Source organism: Mycobacterium sp. E1715, assembly GCF_001667625.1.
In the GTDB taxonomy this organism is placed as follows: Bacteria; Actinomycetota; Actinomycetes; order Mycobacteriales; family Mycobacteriaceae; genus Mycobacterium.
Map to the genome: position 1 here is coordinate 1 of NZ_LZJJ01000080.1, position 9,418 is coordinate 9,418.

The window sequence follows — 9,418 nt, forward strand, 5'->3', positions numbered from 1 at the left end:
TTCTCCTTTACGGTCGAAACCTGTTCTGCAACAACCGCGTTGCTGGGCAGCGCGGCGAGAAATGGTGCGAACGGCGGCATTTCGTCGGCGGTGCACTCGACGCTGACCACAGCCGGGCCCGCAACTTCCAGCGCCACCCGAATCGCCGCGGCGAATTGTGCGGGTTCGCTGACATCTACCGATGTCAGCCCGGGAAACATGGCCGCCAGGCCGCTTCCCAGCGCGCTCGGCCGGAAACGGTTGTAGCTGTAGCGGTCGCCGTAGAACAGCTGCTCGCGGGTCACGCACATGGCGTGGGCGTTGTTGTTGAACAGGACGAACGTCACGGGAAGCTGGTATTGCACCGCCGTGTGCACCTCCAGGCCGTGCATGAAGAACGCGCCGTCGCCCGCGATCACCACGGTGCGTCCGCCGGCCCGACCGCCGTTCGCACCATTTCTCGCCGCGCTGCCCAGCAACGCGGTTGTTGCAGAACAGGTTTCGACCGTAAAGGAGAACCGGGCCGATGTCGCTGCCAGCGCTTGAGGATATTCCCACCCCCATCGACGGCGTGGTCCGCATCGAGACCAGCCCGCGGGAGCAGGCGACCCCGATCATCATGGAGATGATGCGGTCGGTGTACCCGCACGACCAGGTCTTCGGCCAGTACTGCACGGTCAACGATTACGTGGCGTGCCCGCCCGACGAGCTCTACGAGTACATGTCGGATACCCGCAGCCTCGAGGAGTGGACCTACAGCCTGCGCGGCTTCACGACCACCGACGAGCCCGGCCTGTGGCTGGCCTACGACCGGCTGGGTTCGGAGACCGAGATCTACACGCGCACCGTCGCCAACGCCCAGGCGCGGACCGTCGACTACCACTGCGCGTGGGATCAGGGCAAGCACCTGTGGATGGTGTACCTGATGCGCGTCATCGATGCGCAGGTCGTCCTGGACAAGCCGGGATCGGTTGTGCTGTGGACCAATTGCCACCACCCGTTCTACGACCGCAACCCCTACCCGGAGACCGCGCCGGCACAGCGCCCGGTGTGGGTGGGCGACTTCTGGGACATGTTCGGCGCCGGGCACGCGCTGGAGTTGCAGAATCTCAAGGCCATCGCCGAATACCGCCACCGCAACGGCCTGCCGGTGACGCCGAAATGGATGAGGTAACACCATGAGCGTCAGCCTGATCGACGTGTCCACCTATCTGCCCGGCGAGCCGATCGGCGCCGACTACTACGCACAATTCGCCGAATCCGACGCCCTTCGCGAGAACGTCATGTTCCGCGCCCCGAAGTTGCGGCATCACGTCGCGCCGGACGAGAGTTCGATCGACATGATCGAGCGCGCCGCGCAGGGCCTGATCGAGCGGCACGGCCACGACGTGGTCGAAGGCGCCGACGTGCTCATCACCCACACCCAGGTACCGGACATGGCCTTCTACGGCCAGGGCGGCGGCATCGCGCACCGGCTGGGCATGCGGCCGTCCTGGGTGCTGGACCTGAACAACGGCGGCTGTGCGGCGTTCGTGTTGGCGCTCAACGTGGCTCGCAAACTACTCGCCTCCGGCGCGGGGCACACCGCACTTATCGCCATCGCGCAGAACGCGGCGGGGCAGTTCTTCGATCAGCCGACCATTCGCCGCAAGGCACAGTCCGCGGTGCCCGGCGACGGGGCGGCCGTGGGCCTGGTCACGGTAAGCGATCGATCACCCATCCTCGACGTCGAGTGCCGAACCTACGGCGAGTACGCCGGTGAGATGACCCTGTCCTACGACCCGCCCCGCAAGTGGTGGCAGGCCGGCCCCGGCGAGGGCAGCATCGGCTTCACCGAGAGCAAGATCACCAAGGTACTGGCCCGCGGCAATCGCCAGGTTCCCGAGGTGGCGCTGGCTGTGTGCGACCGAATCGGGCTGCCCGCCAAGGAGATCGACCTGCTGGTCACCAACCAGCCGAACCGCGTGTTCCTGCGCAATTGGCGTGAGGCGCTCGAGTTGCCCCCCGAACGGCATCGAGACACCTTTGACGAGTGCGGCAACCTGTTCGGTGCCGGCATCCCGGTCAACCTGGACCGCGCGATCTCCGAGGGGCAGCTCGCGGCCGGGGACGTCGTCATGATGGCCGCCTTCGCGCACGCCGGCGACTTCGCCGGTGCGGCGGCCGTGCGCTGGGGAGGCCGGGGCTGATGCAGGCCGCCCCAAGCCCGGCCCCCGACGACAGCTGCGTTACCGGCCGCGGTGGATCCGCTTGCGTTGTCGCTCAACGAGAATCCGTTCCCGCCGCTACCGGAGGTCCGATCGGCGCTGATGCGGTCGGTGCAGGCGGCGCACCGCTACCCGGAATTCCTGCCCGAGCGGCTGCGCGCCGTGATCGCCGACCACATCGGGGTGCCCGCCGAGCAGGTGGTGCCGGGCGCCGGCGCGACGGGCGTCGTGCAGCAGGCCCTGCACGCGCTGACCGCCCCGGGCGACACGATCGCGATGTCGGCACCCACCTTCGACGGTTACCCGATCCTGGCGCGGATGGCGCGGCTGCGGCCGCGGACGGTCCCCCTGGACGAGCACGGTCACAACGACCTCGATGGCCTGGCCCGCGCCGCCGCCGACGCCCGGGTGGTGGCGCTGTGCCGCCCGCACAACCCCACCGGAACGCTGGAGTCCGCGGCTGCCGTTTCGGCGTTCCTGCGGCGCGTGCCGCGCGACACCGCCGTCCTGCTCGACGAGGCGTACATCGAGTTCACCGCGCCCGAGCATCGCATCGCCGTGTCGGCGTTGCTCGCCCGCTTTCCCAATGTGGTGGTGGTGCGGACCTTCTCCAAGGCGTACGGCCTGGCGGGGCTGCGGGTCGGATATGCGGTGGCATCGCGGGAGCTGGCCGCCAGACTGTGGTCCCAGCAACCGCCGTTCGGCGCCCCGATCACCAGTCTGGTCGCGGTCGCCGCCTCGTACGGCGCGGAAGGCCAACTGCTGCAACGGGTCCGGATGATCAACTCCGAGCGCTGTTATCTCCGGATGCGGCTGAGCGCGCTGGGCGTCTACACCACCGACGCGCACGCGAACTTCATGTACCTGCCCCCGAGGGGTGGGCCGTGGCAGGAGGTCTTCGCCGGCGGCGGCCCGCGGGTGCGCTGCTACCCCGACGGCGGCGCGCGGATCACCGTGGGCAACCGCGCGTCGACGCTGGCGGTGCTGTCCGCGCTGGGGAAAGGCCGCGCTCGCGCGCCAAGTGCGGTATGAAGGGGCGTGGCTGCCTCACGACCGCCGAAGCGTGACCCGATCGCCGCGGCGCGCGACAACTGGGAGCGCTCCGGGTGGGCCGACGTCGCGCAGGGGATGGTGGCGGTGACGTCGGTGATGCGGGCGCACCAGATCCTGCTGGCCCGCGTCGAGACGGCGTTGCGTCCCTACGACCTGAGCTTCTCCCGCTATGAGTTGCTGCGGCTGTTGGCGTTCAGCCGCACCGGCGCGCTGCCGATCACCAAGGCATCCGACCGCCTGCAGGTCCACGTCACCAGCGTGACCCACGCGATCCGCCGGCTGGAGGCCGACGGGCTCGTGCAGCGGGTGCCGCATCCGACCGACGGGCGCACCACCCTGGTGCAGATCACAGAGCTGGGCCGCTCGACGGTCGAGGACGCCACCGTCACGCTCAACGAGCAGGTGTTCGCCGATATCGGGATGTCCGAAAGCGAAGCGCGGGCGCTGGTTTCGTCGATCGAGTCGCTGCGTCGCGACGCCGGCGATTTCTGAACACGTCGGGCGATCAGGCCGCCCGGATGGCCGTGGCGACGCGTTGTGCGGCTTCGGACTGCGGGTAGTGACCCACACCGGCAAGCTTGGTCACCCTGGCGCGGGGCAGTACTTTCGCCGCCGCGTCGAGGACATGTCGACCCGATACCGGATCCTCAAGCCCCCACACCAGATGCAGCGGACCCGGCCAATTCGCCAATGCGGCCTCCCACCGATCGTGATGGACCGCCCGTTCGGCGTTGTACTTGATCAGAAGGTGCGCGAGCTTGTGACCGCCTGCACGCGACATGCCCAGCCACAAGTCGTCGAATTCGGTGTCGGTGAGCCGTGATCCGCGCACGGCGTCGAGTCCGGACCGGACCCGCCCGGGGTCGACGCGGGCGGCCAGCACTCGGCCTACGACCGGCAGGATCAGCAGTCTTTGCAGCCGCGTCGGTCGATACGCGTTGTAGACGATCCCGGAGTTCAAGACGATGACACTGTCGATGGTGAAACCGAGCCGGCCCCGATTGGCGCGGTCGATGAGTTCCTGCCCCACGATTCCGCCGTAATCGTGAATCACCAACTTCACCGAAGCCACGCCGAGGTGGGCGGCGAGGTCCGCGACGATGTCAGCCGATTCCGCCACCGAATACTCGTAGGGGTTGGGCTTGTCCGAGGCACCGTAGCCGAGGAAGTCCAGTGTGATGACCTCGTGGTCCCGCGCGAGCTCGGTGGCCACGGCTGCGAAGTCGTAGGACCAGGTCGGAAAGCCGTGCAGCAGCAGGACGGTCGGACCCGCACCGCGGCGCCGGAAGGCGATGCGGTGACCCCGCCGGCTGGTCAGGGTCTCGTTTTGCTCGATCCACTCCGCGGCCCGGGGGACCTCATCCTGGTCGATCACGCGTGCACCCTCTCTGGTGGGCCCGAAAGCGCGAATACATCTGCAAATTAAGATACACTTGCGTATGAGAATGCATCTCTGTCACCTCGGTGTCAACTGCAGATGGTGCGCCTACACGCGATCAGGAGGTAGCGAGTGGCTCGCTTGACCCGGACCGAGCAACGCGAACAAACCAGGCAACGGCTCATCGAATCCGCCGGCCGGGTGTTCTGCCGCGTCGGTTTCGAAGCGGCGCCGATCGACGTCATCGCCGAAGAGGCCGGATTCTCGCGCGGCGCTTTCTATTCCAACTTCGAGTCCAAGGACCACCTGTTCCTCGAACTGATCCGCCGCCACCTCGACGCGGAGATCGACACTCTGGGGCGCGCCCTTGATCGCATCAAGTCCGCCTCCGACCTGGCGCCGGCGATCGAACGCCGCTACCGGGTTCTCGGCGAGGACAGCAGCTGGTGCCTACTCAGCACCGAATTCCAGCTCTATACGATGCGCGGTGGAGCCAAGGCCGACGAGTTCGGTGCCATATACGAGTCCTATCGGCGCCGGCTTGGAGAGCTCATCAGCCTCCACTTCGACCGCCTCGGCATCGAATCGACCCTCAGCCCGTATGAATTCGGTGTCGCCCAAATCGCGCTCTCGCACGGATTGGCACTGCAACGCGCGGCCAACGGGTCGCTGAAAGCCAACCTGACCGCGCGCGCCCTTGCCACCTTCGTCCGGGGCGCCCTGGCCGAGCACCGGTCAGACGACGGCTCTTAGCCGTCAGCGGAGCATCTCGATGACCGCGCTGAAGTCCTTGTCGGCGTGGTCGGCCGCGAATTTGGCGTAGATCTCGGCGGCGTGCCTGCCCAGCGGCGCCGCCGACCCGGTCGAGGCCACCGCGTCCATGGCCAGGCCCAGGTCCTTGTTCATCAGGGCGGTCGCGAACCCCGGCTTGAAGTCGTTGTTGGCCGGAGATGTGGGCACCGGGCCCGGCACCGGGCAATTGGTGTGCACGGCCCAGCAGTTGCCGGTCGCGCCGGTGATGACGTCGAAGAGGGACTGCGCCGACAGCCCGAGTTTCTCGGCCAGGACGAACGCCTCGCCGATGGCGATCTGCTGCACCGCCAGGACCATGTTGTTGCACACCTTGGCGGCCTGGCCGGCGCCCGCCGCGCCGCAGTGAATGACCTTGCCCGCCATGGGCTCCAGCACCGGCCGGGCCCGCTCCAGGGCGTCGTCGTCGCCCCCCACCATGAACGCCAGTGTCCCCGCGACGGCGCCCTTCACGCCCCCGGAGACCGGCGCGTCGAGCTGCGACACGCCATGCGACTCGGCGAGCGCATGTACCTCGCGGGCGTCGTTGACCGAAATGGTCGAGCTGTCGATGAACAACGCGCCCGGTTTGGCGGCCGGCAGGACATCGGTGTAGCAGCGCTTCACCAGGTCGCCGTTGGGCAGCATGGTGATCACCACGTCGGCCCCGGCCACGGCGTCGGCCGCGCTGTCGAACGTCGTGACACCGTTGCCGGCCGCGGCGGCGACGGCCGCGGGCACCGGATCGAAGCCGCGCACCGTGTGCCCCGACGCCACCAGGTTCGCCGACATCGGTCCGCCCATGTTGCCCAGGCCGAGGAAAGCGATGCTCGTCATGGTCGCCTTTCTACGCGCTCGCCCGCACTCGCGCCGCCTCGGCCCTCCCGACGACCACCCGCATGATCTCGTTGGTGCCCTCCAGGATGCGGTGCACGCGTAGGTCGCGGACGATCTTCTCCAGGCCGTACTCGCGCAGGTAGCCGTAGCCGCCGTGCAGCTGCAGGGCCTTGTCGGCGACCTCGAAGCAGGTGTCGGTGACGTAGCGCTTGGCCATCGCGCACAGCTCGACCTTGTCGGGGTCGTCGTTGTCCAACGCATCCGCGGCCCGCCACAACATCATTCGCGACGTTTCCAGCCCGGTGGCCATGTCGGCCAGGGTGAACCGGATCGTGGGCTCGTCGAGCAGGGCTTTGCCGAACGCCGCCCGTTCCCGGACATAGGCGCCCGTCTTGTCGAAGGCGGACTGGGCGCCGCCCAGCGAGCACGCCGCGATGTTGAGCCGGCCGCCGTTGAGGCCGTTCATCGCGATGCCGAAGCCGGCGCCCTCGCCGTCCGCGCCACCCAGCATGGCCTCGGCGGGCACTCGCACACCCTCCAGGATCACCTGCGCGGTGGGTTGCGCGTGCCAGCCCATCTTCTCTTCCAGCGCACCGAAACTCAGCCCCCGCGCGCCCTTTTCGACGACGAAGGCCGAGATGCCGCGCGGACCCTCACCGCCGGTCCTGGCCATCACGACGTAGACGTCCGAGGCCCCCGCGCCGGAGATGAACTGCTTGACGCCGTCGAGCACGTAGTCGCCGCCCTCGCGGACGGCGCGCGTGCTCAACGCGCTGGCGTCCGAACCCGCGCCCGGCTCGGTGAGGCAGTAGCTGGCGATGACGTCCATCGCGGCCAGCCGCGGCACCCACGCCTTGCGCTGTTCGGCGGTGCCGAACTTGTCGATCATCCACGCGCACATGTTGTGAATCGACAGGAACGCCGCGATCGTCGGGCACGCGATGGCCAGCTGCTCGAAAATGCGGACCCCGTCTAGCCGGCGCAGCCCGCTGCCGCCGGCGTCTTCGCGGCAGTAGATCGCCGCCATGCCGAGCTCGGCGGACTCGCGCAGCACGTCGGTCGGAAAGTGCTTGGCCGCGTCCCATTCCAGCGTGTGCGGGGCGATTCGTTTGGCGGCGAACGCGGCCGCCGTTTCGGTGATGACCCGTTCGTCGTCGTTCAGGGTGAACATAGTGCCCTAATCCATCGTGGGAATCACGAATTCGGCGCCGTCCTTGATGCCGGACGGCCACCGCGACGTGACGGTCTTGACCTTGGTGTAGAACTGGATCGACGCCGGGCCGTGCTGGTTCAGGTCGCCGAAGCCGGAACGCTTCCAACCGCCAAACGTGTGGTAGGCCACCGGAACCGGGATCGGCACGTTGACACCGACCATGCCCACCTGGACCCGGGACACGAAGTCACGCGCGGCGTCGCCGTCGCGGGTGAAGACCGCGACGCCGTTGCCGTACTCGTGCTCCGACGGCAACCGCAGCGCCTCTTCGTAGTCGTGGGCGCGCACGATGCACAGCACCGGCCCGAAGATTTCGTCGGTGTAGATCGACATGTCGGGGGTGACGTGATCGAACAGCGTTGGGCCGATGAAGAATCCGCCCTCGAGGCTGGCGTCGTCGAAGGTCAGGTCGTCGCTGGCGCGTTCGCGCCCGTCGATCACTATCTCCGCTCCGGCGGCCACGCCCTGCTCGATGTAGTCGCGCACGCGCGCCAGCGCGGCCTCGGTGACCAGCGGACCGTAGTCGGCCTTGGGATCCAGGCTGTGGCCCACCCGCAGGTTGTTGATCCGGTCGATCAGCCTGGCGCGCAGGCGGTTCGCGGTCTGCTCGCCGACCGGCACCGCGACGCTGATCGCCATGCAGCGTTCGCCGGCGCTGCCGTAGCCGGCTCCGATCAGCGCGTCGACGGCCTGGTCGAGGTCCGCGTCGGGCATCACGATCATGTGGTTCTTGGCGCCGCCGAAGCACTGCGAACGCTTGCCGGTGGCCGCGGCCGTCGCGTAGATGTACTGCGCGATGTCCGAGCTGCCGACGAAGCCCACGGCCTGGATGTCGGGGTGGTGCAGGATGGCGTCGACGGCCTCCTGGTCGCCGTGCACCACCTGGAAGACGCCGGGCGGCAGGCCCGCCTCTCCGAACAGCTCCGCCAACCGCACCGGGACCGAGGGGTCGCGCTCGCTGGGCTTGAGGACGAACGCGTTCCCGCACGCCAGGGCGGGTCCGGCCTTCCACAGCGGGATCATGGCCGGGAAGTTGAACGGGGTGATGCCCGCGACCACGCCCAGGGGCTGGCGCAGCGAGTAGACATCGATGCCGGGGCCGGCGCCCTCGCTGTACTCCCCCTTGAGCAAATGGGGGATGCCGACGGCGAACTCGATGACCTCGATGCCGCGCTGGATGTCACCGCGCGCGTCGGCCAGCGTCTTGCCGTGCTCGAGGGACAGCAGCTCGGCGAGCTCGTCCATGTGGTCGTTGACCAGGTCGATGAAACGCATCATCACCCGGGCACGACGCTGCGGATTCCATGCGGCCCAATCCTTTTGCGCTTCGACGGCCGAGGCCACCGCGGCGTCGACGTCGGCCTTGCCGGCCATCGCCACCTGCGCCTGCACCTCGCCGGTGCTGGGGTTGAAGACGTCGGCGGTGCGGCTGGACTGGCCGGCGGTGCGCTGCCCGTCGATGAAGTGGGGGATCTGTGTGCTCATGGTGTCCTCGGGTTCGTACGCGCGTGAGAGGCGGATACTTGGATATCCTAGTAACCGCCGCCGGGCGTCGCAAGGACGCGGTATTTCAGCTGGGGTAGTTTCCGGCCTCCAGGTCGGCCAGCAGGCTCGGATGGGTGGGCTGCCAGCCGAATCGCTCGCGGGTCAGCTCGCTCGAGGCCGGCTGGTCCAGGGCGTAGACGGCGCCCAGGGGTCCGAAATGCTCGGCGGGGACCGACGCCGCGGGGAGACCGAGCTGGCCGCCGATCGCCTCGGCGAGCGCGCGCATCGGGTCGCCCTCGTCGGCGACGGCGTGCGCCACCGTCCCCGGAGTGGCCTCCTCGAGGACCAGGCGGAACAGGCGGGCGGCGTCGAGGACGTGCACGGCGGGCCAGCGCTGGGTGCCGTCGCCGACGTATCCGGACACCCCGGTTCGTCGGGCGGCCTCGACGAGCAGGGAGGCGAAACCGCAGGGGCCGC

8 protein-coding genes and 3 pseudogenes are annotated in these 9,418 nt (G+C 68.6%); 5 read left to right on the forward strand and 6 right to left on the reverse strand.

The window, feature by feature from the left end:
- Window positions 1–431 (reverse strand): annotated as a pseudogene (locus tag A9X03_RS04505) (thiamine pyrophosphate-dependent enzyme); the annotation flags it as partial.
- A 74-nt stretch (window positions 432–505) separates the two neighbouring features.
- Here A9X03_RS04505 and A9X03_RS04510 point away from each other — a divergent pair.
- The 4 genes and pseudogenes from A9X03_RS04510 to A9X03_RS04525 all read left to right on the forward strand — a co-directional run bounded on the left by A9X03_RS04510 (window position 506) and on the right by A9X03_RS04525 (window position 3,731).
- Window positions 506–1,153, forward strand: a complete 648-nt coding sequence (locus A9X03_RS04510; RefSeq protein ID WP_067754365.1) for a hypothetical protein — start codon at window positions 506–508, stop codon at window positions 1,151–1,153.
- A gap of 4 nt (window positions 1,154–1,157) precedes the next feature.
- Window positions 1,158–2,168, forward strand: coding sequence for a 3-oxoacyl-ACP synthase III family protein (locus tag A9X03_RS04515; protein WP_067754368.1), 1,011 nt, complete (start codon window positions 1,158–1,160; stop codon window positions 2,166–2,168).
- Window positions 2,169–2,219: 51 nt separating this feature from the next.
- A pseudogene (locus A9X03_RS04520) lies at window positions 2,220–3,213 on the forward strand (histidinol-phosphate transaminase); the annotation flags it as partial.
- Between the two features lie 11 nt (window positions 3,214–3,224).
- Entirely contained in the window at window positions 3,225–3,731 is a 507-nt protein-coding gene (locus tag A9X03_RS04525; RefSeq protein ID WP_067754374.1) for a MarR family transcriptional regulator, read from the forward strand.
- Between the two features lie 13 nt (window positions 3,732–3,744).
- Here A9X03_RS04525 and A9X03_RS04530 read toward each other — a convergent pair whose 3' ends face one another.
- A complete protein-coding gene (locus tag A9X03_RS04530; RefSeq protein WP_197504980.1) occupies window positions 3,745–4,614 on the reverse strand; it encodes an alpha/beta fold hydrolase in 870 nt (289 codons plus the stop codon).
- Window positions 4,615–4,749: 135 nt separating this feature from the next.
- Here A9X03_RS04530 and A9X03_RS04535 point away from each other — a divergent pair, with 135 nt between their 5' ends.
- Entirely contained in the window at window positions 4,750–5,370 is a 621-nt protein-coding gene (locus A9X03_RS04535) for a TetR/AcrR family transcriptional regulator (protein WP_082950150.1), read from the forward strand.
- A 3-nt stretch (window positions 5,371–5,373) separates the two neighbouring features.
- Here A9X03_RS04535 and mmsB read toward each other — a convergent pair whose 3' ends face one another.
- From mmsB to A9X03_RS29670, 4 genes and pseudogenes are all read right to left on the reverse strand, one after another.
- Window positions 5,374–6,243: a 3-hydroxyisobutyrate dehydrogenase gene (gene mmsB, locus A9X03_RS04540; protein WP_067754380.1), complete on the reverse strand. Its 870-nt coding sequence runs from the start codon at window positions 6,241–6,243 to the stop codon at window positions 5,374–5,376.
- 10 nt (window positions 6,244–6,253) lie between these two features.
- On the reverse strand, window positions 6,254–7,414 hold the full coding sequence (locus tag A9X03_RS04545; protein ID WP_067754382.1) for an acyl-CoA dehydrogenase family protein: 1,161 nt from the start codon (window positions 7,412–7,414) through the stop codon (window positions 6,254–6,256).
- Between the two features lie 6 nt (window positions 7,415–7,420).
- Window positions 7,421–8,941, reverse strand: a complete 1,521-nt coding sequence (locus A9X03_RS04550; RefSeq protein ID WP_068259877.1) for a CoA-acylating methylmalonate-semialdehyde dehydrogenase — start codon at window positions 8,939–8,941, stop codon at window positions 7,421–7,423.
- An 85-nt stretch (window positions 8,942–9,026) separates the two neighbouring features.
- Window positions 9,027–9,418, reverse strand: a pseudogene (locus A9X03_RS29670) (3-beta hydroxysteroid dehydrogenase); the annotation flags it as partial.

What these genes read in the sequence shown, in the direction of transcription:
- A9X03_RS04545 (WP_067754382.1), bottom strand. Translation starts at nt 7,414, where the DNA reads ATGTTCACCCTGAACGACGACGAACGGGTCATCACCGAAACGGCGGCC.
- A9X03_RS04515 (WP_067754368.1), top strand. Translation starts at nt 1,158, where the DNA reads ATGAGCGTCAGCCTGATCGACGTGTCCACCTATCTGCCCGGCGAGCCG.
- mmsB (WP_067754380.1), bottom strand. Translation starts at nt 6,243, where the DNA reads ATGACGAGCATCGCTTTCCTCGGCCTGGGCAACATGGGCGGACCGATG.
- A9X03_RS04550 (WP_068259877.1), bottom strand. Translation starts at nt 8,941, where the DNA reads ATGAGCACACAGATCCCCCACTTCATCGACGGGCAGCGCACCGCCGGC.
- A9X03_RS04510 (WP_067754365.1), top strand. Translation starts at nt 506, where the DNA reads ATGTCGCTGCCAGCGCTTGAGGATATTCCCACCCCCATCGACGGCGTG.